Origin of the sequence: Nonomuraea fuscirosea, from assembly GCF_035917475.1 — a bacterium.
Lineage (GTDB): Bacteria > Actinomycetota > Actinomycetes > Streptosporangiales > Streptosporangiaceae > Nonomuraea > Nonomuraea fuscirosea.
Map to the genome: position 1 here is coordinate 1292730 of NZ_CP109074.1, position 17085 is coordinate 1309814.

The 17085-nt window shown below is 72.1% G+C and carries 20 protein-coding genes; 8 read left to right on the top strand and 12 right to left on the bottom strand.

The window, feature by feature from the left end; all coding sequences use genetic code 11:
* Positions 1-26: 26 nt before the first annotated feature.
* Entirely contained in the window at positions 27-1004 is a 978-nt protein-coding gene (locus tag OIE67_RS05790; RefSeq protein WP_326637359.1) for a helix-turn-helix transcriptional regulator, read from the bottom strand.
* A 45-nt stretch (positions 1005-1049) separates the two neighbouring features.
* Here OIE67_RS05790 and OIE67_RS05795 point away from each other — a divergent pair, with 45 nt between their 5' ends.
* Positions 1050-1505 carry a hypothetical protein gene (locus OIE67_RS05795; protein WP_326637361.1) on the top strand — a complete coding sequence of 152 codons (456 nt, stop codon included), beginning with the start codon at positions 1050-1052 and terminating at the stop codon, positions 1503-1505.
* Here OIE67_RS05795 and OIE67_RS05800 read toward each other — a convergent pair.
* The 9 genes from OIE67_RS05800 to OIE67_RS05840 all read right to left on the bottom strand — a co-directional run bounded on the left by OIE67_RS05800 (position 1492) and on the right by OIE67_RS05840 (position 11062).
* Complete coding sequence (locus OIE67_RS05800; protein ID WP_106250455.1) at positions 1492-1806, bottom strand: hypothetical protein; 315 nt, start codon at positions 1804-1806, stop codon at positions 1492-1494. The genes OIE67_RS05795 and OIE67_RS05800 overlap by 14 nt on opposite strands.
* Before the next feature lie 88 nt (positions 1807-1894).
* The gene (locus OIE67_RS05805) at positions 1895-2383 is read right to left on the bottom strand and encodes a hypothetical protein (protein WP_326637365.1); all 489 of its coding nucleotides are present in this window, start codon (positions 2381-2383) and stop codon (positions 1895-1897) included.
* Between the two features lie 40 nt (positions 2384-2423).
* Complete coding sequence (gene nhaA / locus OIE67_RS05810) at positions 2424-4220, bottom strand: Na+/H+ antiporter NhaA (RefSeq protein ID WP_326637367.1); 1797 nt, start codon at positions 4218-4220, stop codon at positions 2424-2426.
* Positions 4221-4247: 27 nt separating this feature from the next.
* Complete coding sequence (locus tag OIE67_RS05815) at positions 4248-5606, bottom strand: hypothetical protein (protein ID WP_326637369.1); 1359 nt, start codon at positions 5604-5606, stop codon at positions 4248-4250.
* 23 nt (positions 5607-5629) lie between these two features.
* Positions 5630-6313: a GAP family protein gene (locus OIE67_RS05820; RefSeq protein WP_326637371.1), complete on the bottom strand. Its 684-nt coding sequence runs from the start codon at positions 6311-6313 to the stop codon at positions 5630-5632.
* Positions 6314-6403: 90 nt separating this feature from the next.
* A complete protein-coding gene (locus tag OIE67_RS05825) occupies positions 6404-7774 on the bottom strand; it encodes a Dyp-type peroxidase (RefSeq protein ID WP_326637373.1) in 1371 nt (456 codons plus the stop codon).
* 150 nt (positions 7775-7924) lie between these two features.
* Positions 7925-8992, bottom strand: coding sequence for a lytic polysaccharide monooxygenase auxiliary activity family 9 protein (locus OIE67_RS05830; RefSeq protein ID WP_326637375.1), 1068 nt, complete (start codon positions 8990-8992; stop codon positions 7925-7927).
* A 41-nt stretch (positions 8993-9033) separates the two neighbouring features.
* Positions 9034-10344, bottom strand: coding sequence for a sensor histidine kinase (locus tag OIE67_RS05835; protein WP_326637377.1), 1311 nt, complete (start codon positions 10342-10344; stop codon positions 9034-9036).
* Between the two features lie 40 nt (positions 10345-10384).
* Positions 10385-11062: a response regulator transcription factor gene (locus OIE67_RS05840; protein WP_326637378.1), complete on the bottom strand. Its 678-nt coding sequence runs from the start codon at positions 11060-11062 to the stop codon at positions 10385-10387.
* Positions 11063-11460: 398 nt separating this feature from the next.
* Between OIE67_RS05840 and OIE67_RS05845 the strand changes: the two genes are divergently transcribed.
* The 3 genes from OIE67_RS05845 to OIE67_RS05855 are packed head-to-tail and all read left to right on the top strand — an operon-like array spanning position 11461 to position 12681.
* On the top strand, positions 11461-11664 hold the full coding sequence (locus OIE67_RS05845; RefSeq protein WP_106250441.1) for a hypothetical protein: 204 nt from the start codon (positions 11461-11463) through the stop codon (positions 11662-11664).
* On the top strand, positions 11664-12266 hold the full coding sequence (locus OIE67_RS05850; protein WP_326637381.1) for a TetR/AcrR family transcriptional regulator: 603 nt from the start codon (positions 11664-11666) through the stop codon (positions 12264-12266). Before OIE67_RS05845 ends, OIE67_RS05850 begins: the two co-directional genes overlap by 1 nt.
* A gap of 34 nt (positions 12267-12300) precedes the next feature.
* On the top strand, positions 12301-12681 hold the full coding sequence (locus tag OIE67_RS05855) for a hypothetical protein (protein ID WP_326637383.1): 381 nt from the start codon (positions 12301-12303) through the stop codon (positions 12679-12681).
* On the opposite strand, the gene OIE67_RS05860 is transcribed toward OIE67_RS05855, so the two are convergent.
* Both OIE67_RS05860 and OIE67_RS05865 read right to left on the bottom strand, forming a co-directional pair.
* On the bottom strand, positions 12657-13151 hold the full coding sequence (locus tag OIE67_RS05860; RefSeq protein ID WP_326637385.1) for a DUF523 domain-containing protein: 495 nt from the start codon (positions 13149-13151) through the stop codon (positions 12657-12659). The genes OIE67_RS05855 and OIE67_RS05860 overlap by 25 nt on opposite strands.
* Entirely contained in the window at positions 13121-14479 is a 1359-nt protein-coding gene (locus OIE67_RS05865) for a DHA2 family efflux MFS transporter permease subunit (protein ID WP_326637387.1), read from the bottom strand. The genes OIE67_RS05860 and OIE67_RS05865 overlap by 31 nt, the downstream gene beginning before the upstream one ends.
* 44 nt (positions 14480-14523) lie before the next feature.
* On the opposite strand from OIE67_RS05865, the gene OIE67_RS05870 reads away from it, so the two are divergent.
* The 4 genes from OIE67_RS05870 (at position 14524) to OIE67_RS05885 (ending at position 16811) form a co-directional block, all read left to right on the top strand.
* On the top strand, positions 14524-15210 hold the full coding sequence (locus OIE67_RS05870) for a TetR/AcrR family transcriptional regulator (protein ID WP_326637389.1): 687 nt from the start codon (positions 14524-14526) through the stop codon (positions 15208-15210).
* 134 nt (positions 15211-15344) lie between these two features.
* Entirely contained in the window at positions 15345-15707 is a 363-nt protein-coding gene (locus OIE67_RS05875; RefSeq protein WP_106250431.1) for a hypothetical protein, read from the top strand.
* Positions 15704-16081, top strand: coding sequence for a hypothetical protein (locus tag OIE67_RS05880; RefSeq protein WP_326637391.1), 378 nt, complete (start codon positions 15704-15706; stop codon positions 16079-16081). The genes OIE67_RS05875 and OIE67_RS05880 overlap by 4 nt, the downstream gene beginning before the upstream one ends.
* Positions 16082-16112: 31 nt before the next feature.
* Positions 16113-16811: an SRPBCC family protein gene (locus tag OIE67_RS05885; protein ID WP_326637394.1), complete on the top strand. Its 699-nt coding sequence runs from the start codon at positions 16113-16115 to the stop codon at positions 16809-16811.
* The last annotated feature ends 274 nt before the right edge of the window (positions 16812-17085 follow it).

Consider the following 17085-nt stretch of genomic DNA (forward strand, 5'->3'; position numbering starts at 1 on the left):
GTGCGGGCGGAGTTTCGAGAGACGCTTCATGAGGCGCGGTAGCGTTCGGCCAGCTCGCCGGTCGTCGCGGCCATCCGCCGGCGCAGCTCGTCCGGGGCGAGCACCTCGGCGTCCGTGCCCAGCCGCAGGAACTCGCCCGTCGCGTGCTCGATCGACTCGATCGGCACCGTGACCAGCGTCCAGCCCTGCTCGTCCGGGTCCCGCGCGCTCTCCCGCGCCGCCTCCACCAAGCCCGGCGTCATGAGGTCGGCCAGGCGCTGCATGCCGCGCGGCGACAGCCGCACCTCCGCCTGGCCCCACCTCAGCCTGCTCTCGAACGCGGCCAGGTAGTCACGCCAGTACGCGGCCAGGTCGAACCCCTCCGGCCGGGTGAACGTCTCGGGCAGCGGATGCAGGTCGAGGATCTGGGAGACGCGGTAGGTGCGTACCTGCTCGCCCGAGCGCGCCACCAGATACCACCGCCCGGCCTTGACCACCAGCCCGTACGGCTCCAGCCGCCGCTCCACCTCCTGCGGCGCCTTCCACCGCCGGTAACGCACCTGCACCCGGCGCTCGTTCCAGACGGCGTCGGCCACGGCGGGCAGGTAGGTGACCGGCTCCCGGTCGCGGTACCAGGTGGGCGCGTCGAGGTGGAAGCGCTCCTGGATACGGCCGGCCCGGTCGCGCAGCTCGACCGGGAGCGCGGCCATCAGCTTGAGCTGCGCGGCGGTCACCACCGCGCCCAGCCCCAGCTCGGCCGCGGGCCCTGGCAGGCCGGCCAGGAACAGCGACTCGGCCTCGTCGGCGGTCAGGCCGGTGAGCCTGGTTCGGTAGCCGTCGAGGAGCTGGTATCCGCCCTTCGGGCCGGCGTCGCCGTAGAGCGGGATGCCGGCGGAGTGGAGGGATTCGACGTCGCGGTAGATGGTGCGGACGGAGACCTCCAGCCGGTCGGCCAGCTCCTGCGCGGTCATCCGGCCGCGCGTCTGCAGGAGCAGCAGGACCGAGACCAGGCGCGAAGCTCGCATATCACTGACACTACCTGTCAGTGACCCTGCCCTACGGTCTCAGCCATGAACGACTTCGACTTTTTCGCCGGCCGCTGGAACGTCGTCAACCGCCGGCTGCTCAAGCCTCTGTCCGGCAGCGCGGAATGGGACGAGTTCCCCGGCGTCTGCACGGCCAGCAGGCACTTCGGCGGCGCGGCCAGCTTCGACGAGATCGAGTTCCCGACCAAGGGCCGCAGCGGGATGACCGTGCGCCTGCGCGACGTGGACAGCGGGCTGTGGTCCATCTACTGGGCCAGCAGCGCGACCGGCGTCCTCGACACCCGGCCGATGGTGGGCGCGTTCGAGGGGGGCCGGGGCGAGTTCTACGGGGAGGAGACCTGCGAGGGCCGGCCGGTGCGCTGCCGCTTCGTCTGGACGGTCGGCGAAGGCGCCGGCACCGCCCGCTGGGAGCAGGCGTTCTCGGAGGACGACGGGCGGACCTGGGAGACGAACTGGACGATGGACTTCACCCGCGCGTGACGCCCAGCGCGCCGTACGCCAGCGCCACGGCGTCGGCGTTGCCGCGCACCCACAGGATCACGCCGACGGCCACGGCCGCGATGAGCAGCAGGATGCCGCCGACCAGGATCACCCACCACCATCCGGACCGCGCCGGCTTCGCCTCGTAGAGGGGCACGTCGGGCAGCATGTCCGGCGTGTACGGCAGCCGCTGCGTGTAGGGCGCCTCGGGAGGGCCCTGGTCGGACGGCTGACCTGGATGGGGGTAGCGGTGCCGGACCGTCTGGTCGGGATCCGGCCGGCGGGGCTGCTCTGGCGTCATGACTCCCTCAGGCACGCTGCGGAGTGTCTGATACGCCAACATTGTCACACGCCTGGGCACGGTGTCTCCCGGCGGTACGACTTCCGCGTCAGCCGTGGGCGGGCGGCTGCCCCTCACCGAACGGCGGCTGCTGGGGCTGCCAGCCGGGCTGCTGCGGCGGCGCCTGCGGGTAGCCGTGCTGCGGACCTTGCTGGTAGCCCTGCTGCCACCCGGGCTGCTGCTGCCAGCCCTGCTGAGCGTGCTGGGCGGCCTGCTGCGGCGGGTTCCTGCGGGCGATCACCGCGAAGATCAGCAGCCCCGTGCCGCTCACCTGGATGAGCAGGGACAGCAGGTTCATCACCAGCGCGATCGGCCCGTACTGGGCGAAGCCGAGGGAACGGACCAGTTCGGGGGCCATGAGGATGTACACGCCGTTGATCACCACCCCCACGAGCAGCACGACACACCCGATCATGCCGAGCACGCTCCCCCGGCCGTGCTCCGCCCGGCGGGTCGCCATCAGAATGGCGCCGCCGAGCAGCAACAGGACCATCACGATCATCGTGATGATGTTGATGACGTTGGACAGCGTGGACATCAAGGGGAGCTCCAGCGGTTAGACGGGCAACGCGAAGACGTTACGCGGATTGGCGCTGCTGTTCCACCGCGCGGGTGATCGAGGCGAGGTCGTGGCCGCCCTCGTAGCGTACGCCGTTGATGAAGAGGGTCGGCGTGCCGCGCACGCCGCTCGCGCGGCCCGACTCCTCGTCCACCGCGATCCTGGCCACCCGCTGGGGGATTTCCTCCCACGGCTCCACGTCCAATTGGGCCGCGTAGCGTTCGAGGTCGGCGTCGGTGAGGAAGCGCTGGTTGTCGTAGAGGAGGTCGTGCATCTCCCAGAACGTGCCGCGGGCCGCGGCGGCCTCGGCCACGATGGCGGCGGAGGCGGCGTGCGGATGCAGGGTGCGCAGCGGGAAATGCCGGAACACCAGCCGCACGTCCGGGTTCTTACGCAGGATCTCCGCCAGGATCGGGTGCAGCCGGCCGCAGTAGGGGCACTCGAAGTCGCCGTACTCGACGATCGTCACCCGGGCCTTCGCCGGCCCGCGCACGTGGTCGCCGGGGCCGACCGGCACGGTCAGCGTGTTCGGCAGCTCCTCGGCGGGCTCGGCGTCGGGTGGCGCGCACACCCCGCCGCGGTCCCACGCCATCCGGAAGATCACCCAGCCCAGTACGGCGGCCAGCAGCGACCCGGCCAGGATCCCGATCTTCGCCTGGTCGTGCAGGGCCGGGTCGTCGAAGGCCAGGTCCACGATGAACAGCGCCACCGTGAACCCGATCCCCGACACGGCCGCCCCGCCGAACAGCTGCCCCCACACCAGGTTTCCCGGCAGGACGCCCCAGCCGAGGCGCAGCGGCAGCCAGGTGCCGAGCCAGATCCCGACGAACTTGCCCACCAGCAGCCCCAGTGCCACGCCGATGGCGACGGGCGAGGTGGCGGCGGCGCGCAGGGTCTCGCCGTTGAGGGTCACGCCGGCGTTGGCCAGCGCGAAGACGGGCACGATCACGTAGCTGCTCCACGGATGCAGCCGCAGTTGCAGGCGTTCGTTCACGGAGACGGCCCGCTGCACGCGCCGGGCGGCCTCCCTGGCCGCCTGCGCGCTGGGCTCGCTGGTGAACCCCTGGACGGCCTCCCCGGCCAGCAGCAGCTTGTGGTCGGTGGGCGCGTACACGAAGACGAGGATGCCGAGCGCGATGCCGACCAGCGTCGGATGGATCCCGCTCTCCAGCGTGGCCACCCACAGCGCGAACCCCAGCACGATGTACGCCGGCGCCCGCCAGATCTTCAGCCACCGCAGCGTCAGGATGGCCGCCAGCAGCACCGCCGCGGTGAGCAGGGCGGGCACGGACAGGCTGGCGGTGTAGAAGAGCGCGATGATCATGATGGCGAGCACGTCGTCCACGATCGCCAGCGTCAGCAGGAACGCCCGCAGCGGATCGGGACAGCGCGCCCCCACCACGGCGAGCACGCCCAGGACGAACGCGGTGTCGGTGGCGATCGGCACGCCCCACCCGCCGGCCCCGGGACCGCCGAAGTTCAGCAGCAGGTAGACGCCGGCCGGCACCAGCATGCCGCCGAAGGCCGCCACGGCCGGCACCGCGATCAGCCGCCGGTCCCTGAGCTGGCCGAGCCGCACCTCGTAGGAGACCTCCAGCCCGATGAGGAAGAAGAACACGGACATGAGGCCGTCGTTGACCCAGTGCCGCAGGTCCAGCGAGAACGACGCGTCGCCGAAGGAGATCCCCATGGGGGTGTGCCAGAACGCCTCGTAGGTCTCGCTCCACGGCGAGTTGGCCCACAGCAGTGCCAGCACGGTCGCCACGAGCAGGACGCTCGTGCTGCCGGCCTCGGTCCTCAGGAACGCCCGCAACATGACAGCTCTCCCCCTAAGGTGTCGATATTACGGCTGGTCAGGCACTTGTCCGTCGGGGCGTCCCCCTGATCGCCCGGTGCGCCGGACCATCCAGATCGCGAACGCCGTCACCAGGGCCAGTGCCGCCGTGCTCAGGGCCAGCAACAACGGGAGCGGGCCGCCGGACCCCGTGGTGCCGGCCGCGGCGGCCGTCGTCACGGGCGCGGCGGACGGAGCGGAGCCGGCGGTGGCAGGGGGCACGGGCGGCTCCAGACCGGCCCCTGGCGTGAGGGTCAGGCCCTGCTGCCGGTCGGGCGGCCCGTAGCCCATGACATCGCGGTATGTGGGCACACCGGCGGGCTCGCCCTGCACGTCCACGGTGAGCGTGACCGGCACCTCGACGTCGGCGGAGCCCCGGTCGGTGAACAGGCGCACCCACACCTTGTAGTAGCCGGGCAGCGTCGTGTCCCGTATGTAGTCCTCGCCCGACTCCCTGTTGCGGTAGGCGACGGGCACCGACGTGCCGGTGTACGACTGCGGCCGGTCCCCGAGCGCCGCCTTCCAGGCGTAGTCGCGGACGCCGCCGAGCACCCGCGGGTTCTCGGGGCTGAGGATGGAGCTCGACACGTTGAGCCGGGCGTCGCCCAGCGCCTTGCGGTCGGCCTCCGACAGCGCCGGCACCTCGATCCGGTACGACAGCCGCTGCCCGTAGTTGAGCGGCACCCGGAAGTACGCCTCCTCGCCGGGCGTCATCGTGTCGGTGTAGCGGCCGTCGGCCAGCACCGGCCCGTCACCATAGGACCCGCTGCCGGCCACGCCGACCGGCTCGCCCGCCTCCACCCGGGGTTCCCCGGCCGGCACGCCATCGGCCGGTGCCGGCAGCGCGGCGACGTCCGTGACGGGCGGCTCGATGACCAGGTTCAGCTCCAGCGGCGCGGCGGAGCGGCGGACCTGGTCGCCCTTGTTGCTCACCTCGATCACGAAGCGGCCGGCCGCCGCGCACGGGCCGGAGCCTTCGGTGATCTGGGTCTGTCCCACCACGAAGGCGCTGCCCCCGGTGGGCAGTTCGCTGATGAGGTCGTGGCTGTCGCAAGGGGAGGAGCCGCCGGCCGGCCAGAGCACCAGGCCCGCGCCGATGACCGCTCTGGCGCCCGCCGGGGCCGTCGCGCCGATCCGCATCCCGGCGTACGCGGTGGCGCCGGCGGGCAGGTCGAAGGCGTAGTGCCGCTTGACGTCCGGCCCCGGCGGCATCGTGTCCAGGTAGGCGCCGGGCTTGAGCACCGGGGCGGACTCCCGGTCGGCGCCGCCGGTCACGGGGATGCCGACGGGAGCAGCGCGGGCGAGCGCGGCCGGAGGAAGGATCAGGGGCGTCAAGGCGAGCAGGACGACCAGGAGCGACCGGGGCATGCACCCAAGTATTGATCAATCCGTCAGCTGAAAAACAGATGGACGGCCGCGTCTCTCGCCAGCAGGAACCCGACGATCGCCATTCCCCAGCTCACCATCGAGGCCGAGTGCTTGGTGAGCCAGGCCCGCAGCCGCTCCAGCTTGGGCTCCAGCCGGCCACCGGCCATCCCGCGCAGCGCCATGAGCACGAGCGTCGGCACGATCATGACCAGCACGTACGCCGCCAGCACCGGCACCCACTGGGCCGTCGTCAGCCCGGAGGTCGTCATGAGGCCGATCGCCGCCAGGTACGGCACCATCGTGGCCACCTCCAGCACCCCGGCGGTCAGCCCCAGCAGCACCATCGTCCGCGGCCCGCCGACGCGGGGCTCGAACGTGCGCACCGGCCGGCCCCGCTTGGCCCGCCACTTCGGATCGAACCGGTAGCTGAGCGCGAACAGCCCCACCCCGGCGGCGAGCTCCACCACCCGCACCGGCCGGCTGTCCAGCAGGTCGCCGAAGGCGTCCATGGCCGCGGTCAGCCCCAGCATGAGCGCCACGCCCACCAGGAAGTAGAAGACCACCACGGTGGCCAGGTAGGTCAGCAACCGGGATCCCCGCGACCTGTCCGCGGCCAGCAGCAGGTAGACGGGGATGCCGAGGGTGCCGAAGCTGGTGCTGTCGACCACCGCCAGCGCCGCGAGGGTGAGCAGGAGTGCGATCGTCATGGGGAAATCATGCTGAACGCGGGCCCGCGCCCGCCTCCTCCGGCGGGCTGAACCGGGCGTACATCCTTCTGCTCACCCTCGCGGGCGGTGCTACAGACTGCGCAGGTAGGCCAGTGACGGCGCGAAGAAGTACTCGCCGCCCTTCATCGTGACCGTCTGGGCCACCTGAGCGTGCGGGGGCGACATCTCCGGCTTGCCCCACACCTTGGGGAAGGTGACCTTCAGGTCCCGGACACCCTGACCGATGACCGGATCGTGGCCGGTCCCCGGGATCTCGAAGTCGGGGGAGTCGGCCCAGGACTCCTGGGTGAACTCGAACTGGCTGAGCAGGCTGCTGTTGAACGCCATGAACAGCAGGCCCACCTCACCGGTCGGGCGCACCTCCGGCGGCGAGTCGTCCGACGGGTCGTCGGCGCGGTCGCCGTACGTCTGCCCGCGCCTGGCCATGATCACCTCACGCCCGAACGAGCGCGGGTTGGTCTTCCTGACGTGACCGCTGAACGGGCACTTGGAGCCGTCGTCGGCGTCGAAGGTGAAGTCGTTGACCACCGGCCCGCCGCTCCCGCTGGGCTTGAGCGTCAGCGGAGTGCCGTCCTTGAAGCGGCCGACGAGCATGGCGCCCGCCCGGTCGCGGTCGGCGCCCTTCAGCCCGAGGCTGTCGGCCAGGTCCCGCTCGATCTCCTTGAACGCCCGCACGTTCTGCTCCAGCTTCCTGAAGACCAGGTAGCTGCCGTGGTGCCGGGACGGGTCCGGCGCGAACGGGTCCGGCACCAGGACGTTGCTCAGCGGGAACGCCGGGTCCCAGTGCTGCTTCGGCTCCCTGTCCACCTCGTCCTTCAGGAACAGCGGCTGGCTGCGGCCGTCCACGTAGCCGAAGTGCTCGATGCCGTCGCCGGCAGGGTTGCGCATGCCGTGACCGCTCTCCTCGCCGAGCAGCCTGGCGCTGCTCGGCAGCTCGCCCAGGATCTCGGCGCGCAGCCTGGCCACCGGCTCGGGCTCGGCGTCGCCGATCAGGACGACGGCGTGGATCTCCCGCTGGTAGGCGCGCTCCCACTCCTCCACCGGCGGGTCGCCGGCCCGCGCGATCCGCCGCTTCATGCCGTCGCGGAAGACCTCGTCGTCGAACCTGCGCACGTCCTCGACCGAGTGGCCGAGGTCGCGGTAGCCGGCCTTGCTGATGCCGATCCCCACGTACGGGGTGCCGCGGCCGCGGCCGGCGGCGAAATCGCGCACCTCTTCCAGATGCCGGCGTGCCGACTTCATCTTCGTGGTCGCGATGCCGCGAAGAAAGGCCCTGCCCTCGGCCACGTCGTTGAACCGGACGAACAGCAGGGTCATGTGCTCGCGCACATGCGCGCGCAGGATGTTCGGCTGCAGATTGTCGAGCATCGCCTTGGTGTCCGCGTCGAGCGTGGCCGATTCCCAGGCCAGGGGTCGTTCATTGTTCAGGTCGACAGGCACTGCCGTGTCCTTTCCCCGTTTCCCGTTAGAAATCGGGCCCCCTTACGCGTCACGGAGAATACACATTTCCGTCGATTCGACGCGCCCACTCTGTACGACTCGTGAGCGGGCGGGAAAGTTTCCCGGCATCCGGTCAGCCTGATTTCCCGTTCAGCGGACGGTGAACGCGGTACGCGCCACTCCGCCGTTCGCGCAGCGTACGGTCACGGCGTGGGTGCCGGGGCGCCGCACCCGCACGTTCGCCGACCAGGAGGCGGTGGCCGCGGCGGGCCGGTAGGCGACGGGGGAGAAGGCGTTCGAGGAGACGTTCCGCACCTGGGAGCCGCCGCACACGGCCATTACCCGCACCCGCGCACCGGCCCTGGCCGTGGCGGGGGTGAGGCCGACGCCCGCGTTGATCGCGACGGGGGACGTGCCGCCGCCGGGACCGGGGGAGCTGGGCCCAGTAGTGGGCCCAGTAGTGGGCCCAGTGGTGGGCCCAGTGGTGGGACGCGTGGTGGGCCTGCCGGTGGGGGTGGTCGTGGGCGTCGGCTTGGGGGTGGCGGTCGGGGTGCCGGTCGGCGTGGGCGCGGGGGAGGGGTTGCTCTGCCCGAAGACCACGTCCGAGCAGGAGTAGAACGCCTCGGGGCTGTCGCCGCGCTGCCAGATCGCGTAGATCAGGTGGCGTCCCTGCCGGGAGGGGAGCTTGGCCGTCATGGTGTAGAAGCCGTCGACGACCGTGGGGTTCGCGACGTGGAACGGCTTGGCCTCCAGGTCCGACCACTTCAGCGGGGCGGACGGGTCGTAGCCGTCCCTGGTCATGTACAGCTCGAAGGAGCCCTTGTGCGGGGCGGTGGCGCGGTACCTGAAGGTGTGCGTGGCGCCGGCGGTCATGCTCGTCGCCGGCCAGTCGGCCCGCGCCTGGTCGAAGCCGCGGTACTTGTCGCGGCCCGCGCTGCACAGCTTGCCGTCCGGGATGATCTGGCGGTGCCGTCCTGCCGCGTCGGCGATGTTGACCTCGTTCCAGTCGTAGAGGGGCTGCGTGCCGCCGATCGCCACGGCCTGCTTGCAGGCGGCCGACTTCGGGTTCTCCGGGCCCTCGCTGTAGCAGACCATGGTGCGGCTGGGCGGGTTGCTCATGGTGCCGTGGGCGGAGGCCGTGCCGGGGGCGACGGCGAGCACGAGGAGCGTGGGGGCGGCCAGGGTGGCGGCAGCGAGCGCCTTGCGGTTGATCTGCATGCAGATCACCTTGGAACACGAGAAACCCCGAAATATCGGGGTTAAGCCTCCTTTAAGGCTGACTTAGAGAGCTTTTCAGTGTGGGCGGCGGTACGCAGCCACACCTGCACCTCGGCCCCGCCCATCGGCGAACGGTCCAGCCGCAGCGCCCCGCCGGTCGACTCCGCCAGCCGCCGCGCGATGTCCAGGCCCAGCCCGGTGGACCCGCTCCCGCTGGCGCCCCGCTCCAGCGCCGTCTCCGGGTCCGCGATGCCCGGCCCCGCGTCGGCGACCAGGACGGCGATCGCGTCCCGGCCCTCGTGCAGTGTGACGCCGAACGCCGTTCCCTCCGGCGTGTGCCGGAACACGTTCCCGAGCAGCGCGTCCACCGCCGCCGTCAGCTCGCCCGCCGGTACGGGCGCCCGCACCGGCAGCGTGGCCCCGGCGAGCTGCCACGGCCGCCCCTGGTCCTCGGCCAGCGCCGACCAGAACGCCAGCCGCTCGCGCAGCACCTCGGCGGCGTCGCACGAGCGGGCCGCGCGCTTGGGCCGCCTGGCCGCCGAGATGATCGTGGTCACCTCGCCCTCCAGCCGGGCCAGCGCCTGCCTGCTCGGCTCCGCCTGCGGCCCGAGCTGGTCCAGGCTGAGCTTGAGCGCGGTCAGCGGCGTACGCAGCCGGTGCGACAGGTCGGCGGCCAGCTCCCGCTCGGCCGCGAGCAGGTGGGTGACCCGGTTGGCCATGGCGTTGAACGCGGTGGCCGCCGCCTTGAGCTCGGGCGGGCCGTCGGGGTAGATGCGCTCGCTCAGGTCGCCGTCGCCGAGCGCGGTGGCGGCGGTGCCCAGGCGGCGCGCGGCGCGGACGACCCTGGCCCCGAGCCGGTCGCCGACCAGCACCGAGCCGAGCACCAGCACCACGGCCACCCCGGTCAGCACCGCCCACGAGGCGTAGACGCCCCGGTCGAGGTCGTCGGCGGGCACGAACACCTCGATCACCGCGCCCCGGTCGCCGTCCAGCACCACAGGGCGCAGCAGCACGTAGCCGCCGGCCAGCTCCGCCGTGCTCGCCCTGCTCCCCGCGGCGGCCTCGGCCACCTGCGCGGCCGGCGCCCTGGTCGGGCCCACCGTGGCGCCGCCCACGACGTGGACGGCGAGCAGGCCGCGCCGGCCCGCATCGGTGCGCGCCATCGCGTGCGCGAGGTCGTCGCTCCTGGTCGTCAGCGCCAGCACCGGCACCAGCGCGGACACCTGCCGCTCGGCGGCGGCCACGGCCCTGCTCTGCGCGGTCTCCCTGACGATCAGGGCCAGCGGCACCAGGAAGGCCAGCGCGACCATCGAGGTGACGGCCACCATGAGCACCGCCAGCGTCCGTCTCATCGAACCCCTCGCCTGTGTCCTCCCACGGGGGCGGCGCCCTTCACCGGGGCGCCGACAGCATGAAGCCGACCCCGCGCACGGTGTGCAGGTAGCGGGGCCGCGCGGCGCTCTCGCCGAGCTTGCGCCGCAGCCACGACAGGTGCACGTCGATCGTCTGGTCGTCGCCGTAGGTCAGCTGCCAGACCTCGGCCAGCAGCTCCTTGCGGGTGACGACCCGGTCGGCGCGGGCGGCCAGGTAGGCGAGCAGGTCGAACTCGCGCCTGGTCAGCGCGAGCGGGCCGCCGTCGAGCGCGGCCGCGCGCCGGTCCACGTCCACCACCAGGCCGCCGACCTGGAGCGTGCGCGGCTCGGGCGCGGACCTGGCCCGGCGCAGCACGGCGTCCAGCCGGGCGCTGAGGTGGTCGCCGGAGAACGGCTTGACGAGGTAGTCGTCGGCGCCCGCGCGCAGCAGCCGGACGATCTCGCTCTCGTCGTCGCGGGCGGTGGCCACGATGACCGGGACGTCGGAGATGCCGCGCACCATGCGCAGCGCCTCGGAGCCGTCCAGGTCCGGCAGGCCCAGGTCCAGGATGACGGCGTCAGGGGGAGCCTGCGAGATCTCCCTGAGCGCGTCGAGTGCGCATCCCGCGCTGCGGACGACGTGCTGCCGCCGGCCGAGCTCGTGAATCATCGCCGATCTGACGAATTCATCGTCTTCGACTACGAGAACCGTCGCCATGCGCACCAACCGTACTGGGGCCGTACATAATGCGTCTCATGCGTCGAGCAATGAGATATGCCGCTATCTGGTGCGGTGCCACCGCGGTCGCGGTGTCGGTCTCGTGGTTCGGCGTGCGGGGTGTGCTGCGTAATGAGTTCGCGGACGAGGTGAACGTCGAGCCGTTTCTCGCCCAGACGCTCGCGGCGGACAAGGACGATTCATCGCCGGCTCTTCGTCGTACGACGAAGAAACCGACTCCGACGAAATCCCCCAGAACAGACTCCGCGTCGCCTCCCACGGAAACCCGGGCGCCGACCCCTGCTGCTACGCCTTCCGCGAAGCGGAGCACGACGCCGCCGAAACCGGTGCGCACTTCCGCTCCCAGCCCCACGCCGACCGCCGGTGAGGACCTCAGGGTGGTGAAAGTGAAGGGCGGCGAGGTGGCGTTCACGCTCGGCCCCGAGGGCTGCCGCCTGGTCTCGGCCACCCCCGTCAGCGGCTACACCGCCAAGGTGGCCCGCGCCGAGGGCTGGATCCGGGTGGACCTGGCCAAGGGCGAGCACGGCACCGGCGTGTTCTGCATCAGCCACGAACAGCGCACCGACACCTGGGAGTACTGATGCGGAGCAGGCGCTGGAGCCGGTCGAGCGGCACCCAGGACACGCTCCTGCGCGCGGCCAGGGACGTCTTCCTGGCCAAGGGGTACGCCGAGGCCACGGTCGCCGACATCGTGGCGGCGTCCGGGATCAGCGTCGGCAGCCTCTACCACCACTTCGGCGGCAAACCGGGACTCTTCCTGGCGTTGTGGGAGCAGTTCATGCGCGGCCAGGAGGAACGCACCTCCCGGGCGGCCAAGGCGGCGCAGGACGCGGGAGAGCGCTTCCTGGCGGGGGCCAGGGCCTACCTGGAGGGCTCGTGGGAGCAGCGCGAGGTGGCCAGGCTGTTCCTGGAGAGCGACGGGCCGGCCGAGTTCACCGTCCTGCGCAGGCAGCGCGGCTGTAACTGGATCGGCGGCAACAAGCGGCTGCTCGGCCTGGCGGACACGCGGGAGAGCCACGTGCTCGTCGTCCTGCTGACCACGATGATGGCCGAGGCGGGCCGCGAAGTGGCGGCGTGCGAGTCGGAGCACGACGCCGAGGTCACCATCGACGAGGCGATCCGGCTGGTGAGACGGCTGCTGCCTACGTCTCCCGATGTAGGCGGGGCGTCTCCCCAGAGCTGATTCCCCGGCCCGCGCGGGATGCGACCGTGGGGGCATGGACGCACTCCGCAGGGCGCTGGGCGGGCTCTCGCTGCTGTACGCGCTGACCTTCGCCACGTTCGCGCTGCTGCACGCCGGGATCGGGCTCGGCCCCCTGCGCGAGCCGGTGATCGTGCCGGCCGCGATCGTCGAGACCCTGTGCGCCGCGGCCATGCTCGCCGGTGCGTACGGCGCGCTGGCCGGCCGGCCGGCGGCGTGGGACCGGCTGCTCTACGCCCACGCGACGGCGCTGGGCGGGGTGCTGCTGGGCATGCTGGCGCAGGCGTTCGGCCCGGGCGGCGGGACGACGCTGCTCACCTGGTATCACAGCACGATGGCGCTCGCGCTGACGGCCGGTCTGGCGGGCGCGTTCTACGTCTCCAGGGTGCGCAGGTAGGCGGCGGCCTCGGTGAGCCGGTCCTCGGTGAAGACGCGGATGCCGTGCTGCTCCAGCAGCGCCGTCGTGACGCCCTGACCAGGCGTCCGCCGCCCCTGGAAGGAGCCGTCGTAGATCGACGACGCGCCGCACGAGGGGCTGCCCTCCTTCAGCACCGCCATCCGCACGCCGTGGGAGCGGGCGACGGCGAGCGCTCCGCGCGCGCCCGACACGAACGCGGCCGTCACGTCGGACCTGTCGCTCGCCAGCACCCGGGCGGCGCCGGACAGGACGGCCGCCCCGCCCGCCCCGCCCTCGATCTCGGCGGCGGGCCGGGGGATCGGCAGCCCGCCCTCCACCTCCGGGCAGTACGGCACCAGCCGCCCCTCCTCCCGCCACGTGGCGAGCCAGGCGTCGGAGCTGGTCTTGGCGCGGCCGTCGTAACGCACCTTGCGACCCATCAGACAGGCGCTGACGAGGATTCTCTGCACGTCTTCGATCCTATGAGCGCGATCGGCAGCAGTGAGACGGCGGTCAGCGCCGCCACCACCCAGAACGCGTACGCGAACGGCCGGGCCACCCCCGCCGTGGTGAGCAGTTGCAGCAGCCCGGCCAGCACCGCCACCCCGAAGGGCGAGGCCAGGCGGACCGCGATCGTGCTCAGCGTGGTGGCGGCCGGGATCGCGTCACGTTCCAGCGTTCTGAACGCCGCCGTCATCAGCGACGTGGACACCAGCCCGTGCCCCAGCCCGAGCACGAACATCGGCGCCGGCCCCCCGCCGAGCAGCACGAACGCCACGATGCCCGCCACCGCGGCGACCACGCCGGCCGCCCCCGCGCCGCGCGGCCCCCTGCTGTCGCTCAGCTTGCCCGCGAGCGGCATCGTGATCGCCGCGCCGATCCCCATCGGCGCCAGCAGCAGCCCGGCGTCCAGCGCGGTCCCGCCCTGGGCGAGTTGGCTGTAGAGCGGCACGAGCACGGTGAAGCCGAACAGCGCGGCCGAGTAGCACACGAGCGCGCCGACCGCCGCCGCGAACGTGCGGTCGCCGAACAGCCGCAGGTCCAACAGCGTCCCCCGGCCGCGCAGCGTCCGCACCGTGAACACCACCGTCAGCGCCGCCCCGAGCCAGAGCGCCGGATGCAGGACCGAGGCCCCGTTGCCCACCTCCGACAGCCCGTAGACCAGACCGGCCAGCCCGGGGGAGAGCAGCGCCAGGCCGAGCACGTCGAGCCCCCGCGCGCTCGCGCCCTGATCGCGGGGCAGCAGGACGAAGGCGGCCACCAGCGCCACCGCGCAGACCGGGACGTTGACCAGGAACAGCCACCGCCAGCCGAGACCGGCCACGATCAGCCCGCCGAGCGGCGGCCCCAGCACCGGCACCAGCATCGCCGGCATGGAGATCATCGCCATCGCCCGGCCCATCCGCTCCTTGCCCGCCGCCTGGGCCAGCATCGCCTGGCCGACCGGCAGCAGCAGGCCCCCGCCCAGCCCCTGCACGGCGCGGAAGACGACCAGGCTCCAGACCGACCACGACGCGGCGGCGAGCGCGGAGCCGGCGATGAACAGCACGAGCGAGACCAGCCAGACCTTCCTCGTGCCGAACCTGCCCATGGCCCATCCGGTGACCGGGACCGTCATCGACAGCGCCAGCAGGTAGCCGGTGACCGCCCACTGCATGGTCGCGAGCGTGGTGCCGAAGTCGCGGGCCAGGGTGCTCAGGGCGACGTTGACGATCGTGGTGTCGAGCATCGTCATCACGACGCCCAGGAGGACGACGAGGCTCGTGGCCCAGAGTGGGGTTCGTACGCTGTCTCGCATGTCGTACACCGTATCACTTTCGTACGCTGTCTAGACTCGGGGCTGTGAGCTCCATCTGGTCGCGGCCCTCGCCGCCCCGCCGCCCGGTCCTGACCAGGGAGGCGATCGTGGCCGCCGCCGTCGCCCTGGCCGACGCGGAAGGGCTGGACGCGGTCTCCATCAGGCGCGTGGCGGCCGAACTGGGCGCGCGGGCGATGACGCTGTACTCCTACATCGAGCGCAAAGAGGACCTGCTGGCCCTGATGCTCGACGAGATCAGCGCCGAGGTGCTGGTCGCCGAGCCGCTGCCGGCGGACTGGCGGGAGGCGCTGCTGCTGCTCGCCCGGCGGGAGCGCGAGCTGGTCCGGCGGCATCCCTGGCGGGTGGACCTGGTGCACCAGCGGGTGGCCGTGGGCCCCAACGGGCTGCGGCACGTGGAGCAGAAGCTGGCGGCGTTCGACGGGCTGAAGATCGACCGGCTGACGGCGTGGCGGTTCCTGGCCGTGTTCAACGACTACATGACGGGGTTCGTGATCAGGGAGGCGGTGGAGCGGGCGGCGCCGAGGGAGCAGGGGATCGACGACGCCGAGCGGGCCGCGGTGGCGGAGCCGTACATCAGGGAGCTGGTCGACGGTGGTGAGCTGGCGCGGCTGGCGCCGATGATCGAGCAGGGCGTGCCGGGGGCGGACGACAACTTCGAGCGCGGGCTGGGCTGGGTGCTGGACGGGATCGAGCGCCACCTGCACGGGTGACCGCCGTGGGTTGAGGCTTCGAGGTGGCAGTCCTCGGGGGCGGCGGTCCTCGGAGGTGGCGGTCCTTGAGGGCGGCCGCGTTCGGCGGCGGCCTTTCCCGGAGGCGGCGGGGGTGGGCGATAGCCTTACCCCCGATGAACACCACCGTCTCCACGATCGTCATCGCCGGCGCGCTGCTGCTGATGCTGGCGAGCCTGATCGTCGCGATCCGCAACCGGCCGATGGGCATGGTGCTGCTGGTCGGCTTCGCCCTGCTGGAGGTGGCCGTCCTGGTGCAGGCGGGCTTCGTGATCGCGGCCGTGGCAGGCGGCGCGGGGCCGGACGACAAGGCCACCCTGTTCGGATACATCGGCGGCCAGGTGCTGATCCCGCCCGCGGGGGTGTTCCTGGCCCTGGCCGAGCGGAGCAGGTGGGGGCCCGCGATCCTGACCGTGGCCGGGTTCGCCATCGCGGTGATGACGGCCCGGCTGCTGCAGATCTGGCAGGGGACGGCGTGACGGGTTCGATCGGCACCGGGCCCGGACGGGCGCTGATCGCGGTCTACGGGCTGTTCGCCCTGGCGGCCGGGGCGCGGGCGGCCGTGCAGATCGCGAGCAGGTTCGGCGAGGCGCCGCTGGCGTACTCGCTGTCGGCGTTCGCGGCGATCGTCTACATCCTGCTCACGGTCGCGCTCTGGCGCGGGGCGCGCCGGCTCGCGCTGATGTCGCTCGGCGTCGAACTGGGCGGGGTTCTCCTCATCGGTACGGCCAGCCTGGTGGATCCGGCCGCTTTTCCCGACGAAACCGTGTGGTCGGCGTACGGCAAGGGTTACCTGTTCATCCCCCTCGTCCTGCCGCTCGTGGGCCTGTACTGGCTGTGGCGCAGGCGTTAACGCGCCATCCGCATGGGCAGTGACTGAACCCATGAGCACGATCGAACACTCCGAAGATGTCAATGTCCCCGTTCGCGTCGCCTACAACCAGTGGACGCAGTTCGAGGGCTTCCCCGAGTTCATGGAGGGAGTGGAGTCGGTCAAACAGATCAGTGACACCCGTACGGCATGGGTGGCGGAGATCGCGGGTGTGCGCCGCGAATTCGAGGCCGAGATCACCGAGCAGCACCCCGACGAGCGGGTCGCCTGGCGCAGCAACGACAAGCCGCATCACGCGGGCGTGGTGACCTTCCACCGCCTCGACGAGAACACGACCAGGGTCACGCTCCAGATGGAGTACGACCCGGACGGCTTCATCGAGACGGCGGGCGACTGGCTGCAGCTCGTCCGCATGCGGGTCGTCGGTGACCTCAAGCGGTTCAAGACGTTCATCGAGTCGCGGGGCGGCGAGAGCGGCGCCTGGCGCGGCGACGTGCCCGGCCCGCACCAGGAGGGCTCGCACCAGCAGGGCTCGCACCAGCAGGGCTCGCATCAGCACGGCTCCGGCCTCGGCGAGGGCGACAGGCCCGTGCCGCCCGGCACCGTGGGCGGCGGCGACCCCCGGCCCGGCGGAACGCTTCCGCCTCCCGGGCCCGCGGTTCCCGGCACCCCCGGCCCGGCGGCCCCCGGCGCTCCCGGGTCCGTGCCTCCTGGCGGCCAGCCGCCGGAGGGCCCCCGCCCCGTCATGTAGCTCCCGACATGCGGGCCCCTCATGGGGCCCGTCGTCGAGGGCTCTCGTGCGGGCTCCTTATGCGGGCTCCTCATGCGGGCCCGCCTTGTAGACCCGTCCTGCAGGCCCATCCTGCAGGGCTGCCGGCCACGGGTTCCGCGGTGTCCCGAGCGGGCGTCGCGGGACCGTGGAAGACCCCCGGAACGCGATCCGGGGGTCTTTTCATGCCATGACCAGGAATAAACGCGTATTTCGGTCCTGTTAAGGTGGTTATTCATCCCATGACTTGATGAGT

Excerpts from the sequence above, each read along its gene's own strand:
- OIE67_RS05790 (WP_326637359.1), bottom strand. The coding sequence starts at position 1,004 with ATGCGAGCTTCGCGCCTGGTCTCGGTCCTGCTGCTCCTGCAGACGCGC.
- OIE67_RS05795 (WP_326637361.1), top strand. The coding sequence starts at position 1,050 with ATGAACGACTTCGACTTTTTCGCCGGCCGCTGGAACGTCGTCAACCGC.
- OIE67_RS05800 (WP_106250455.1), bottom strand. The coding sequence starts at position 1,806 with ATGACGCCAGAGCAGCCCCGCCGGCCGGATCCCGACCAGACGGTCCGG.
- OIE67_RS05805 (WP_326637365.1), bottom strand. The coding sequence starts at position 2,383 with ATGTCCACGCTGTCCAACGTCATCAACATCATCACGATGATCGTGATG.
- nhaA (WP_326637367.1), bottom strand. The coding sequence starts at position 4,220 with ATGTTGCGGGCGTTCCTGAGGACCGAGGCCGGCAGCACGAGCGTCCTG.
- OIE67_RS05815 (WP_326637369.1), bottom strand. The coding sequence starts at position 5,606 with ATGCCCCGGTCGCTCCTGGTCGTCCTGCTCGCCTTGACGCCCCTGATC.
- OIE67_RS05820 (WP_326637371.1), bottom strand. The coding sequence starts at position 6,313 with ATGACGATCGCACTCCTGCTCACCCTCGCGGCGCTGGCGGTGGTCGAC.
- OIE67_RS05830 (WP_326637375.1), bottom strand. The coding sequence starts at position 8,992 with ATGCAGATCAACCGCAAGGCGCTCGCTGCCGCCACCCTGGCCGCCCCC.
- OIE67_RS05835 (WP_326637377.1), bottom strand. The coding sequence starts at position 10,344 with ATGAGACGGACGCTGGCGGTGCTCATGGTGGCCGTCACCTCGATGGTC.
- OIE67_RS05840 (WP_326637378.1), bottom strand. The coding sequence starts at position 11,062 with ATGGCGACGGTTCTCGTAGTCGAAGACGATGAATTCGTCAGATCGGCG.
- OIE67_RS05850 (WP_326637381.1), top strand. The coding sequence starts at position 11,664 with ATGCGGAGCAGGCGCTGGAGCCGGTCGAGCGGCACCCAGGACACGCTC.
- OIE67_RS05855 (WP_326637383.1), top strand. The coding sequence starts at position 12,301 with ATGGACGCACTCCGCAGGGCGCTGGGCGGGCTCTCGCTGCTGTACGCG.
- OIE67_RS05865 (WP_326637387.1), bottom strand. The coding sequence starts at position 14,479 with ATGCGAGACAGCGTACGAACCCCACTCTGGGCCACGAGCCTCGTCGTC.
- OIE67_RS05875 (WP_106250431.1), top strand. The coding sequence starts at position 15,345 with ATGAACACCACCGTCTCCACGATCGTCATCGCCGGCGCGCTGCTGCTG.
- OIE67_RS05885 (WP_326637394.1), top strand. The coding sequence starts at position 16,113 with ATGAGCACGATCGAACACTCCGAAGATGTCAATGTCCCCGTTCGCGTC.